This window comes from Streptomyces sp. SID13726, from assembly GCF_010548375.1.
In the GTDB taxonomy this organism is placed as follows: Bacteria; Actinomycetota; Actinomycetes; order Streptomycetales; family Streptomycetaceae; genus Streptomyces.
Genome location: NZ_JAAGLY010000174.1, coordinates 1 through 595 on the forward strand (window position 1 = coordinate 1; position 595 = coordinate 595).

The following is a 595-nucleotide window of genomic DNA, read 5'->3' on the forward strand; positions in this document are numbered from 1 at the left end:
CGTCGTTCATCGCTCCTCCTTCAGGGTCTCGGTCGCGGTCGTCTCGTCTCCGAGGATCTGGCGCAGGTGCGCAAGGCCCCGCGATGCCGCCGACTTCACCGCGCCGAGGCTCAGTCCCAGCTCGTCGGCGACCTGCCGCTCGGGCAGGTCGAGCAGATAGCGCAGCACCAGAACGCGTCGACGCTGCGGACTCAACTGCACCAGCGCTCGGACGAGGGCGTCACGCTCGGCGTGTCCACGCTCTGCCGACGCGTGCTCGCCGGGAGGCAGCTCGTGCGGTTCCGTGAGGTGTTCTCTCCGGTGCCTGCGCCAGTTGTCGATGCGCGCATTCGCGAGCACCCGTCTCGCGTAGGCCAGCGGATCCCCTTCGCGCGCCCGGGGCCATGCCACGTACGTGCGCACCAACGCGTGCTGCACCAGCTCCTCCGCGCGGTGCACGTCTCCACACAGCAACCAGGCCGTCCGGGAGAGTGTCGGCTCCGCGTCGACCATGAACGCTGTGAACTCGATGTCGCGCTGCGTCCTGGCGCCGGACTGGACAGGAAGCACGAACTCGTCGCTGTCACCGATCGGCGCCACGAACCCCCCTGTCGTC

The 595-nt window shown here is 69.2% G+C and carries 1 protein-coding gene; it reads right to left on the reverse strand.

Annotated features, from left to right (window positions below):
• Positions 1-6 precede the first annotated feature (6 nt).
• Positions 7-595 (reverse strand): SigE family RNA polymerase sigma factor (locus G3I78_RS47010; protein WP_343244025.1); only part of this gene is annotated, 589 nt, incomplete at its 5' end.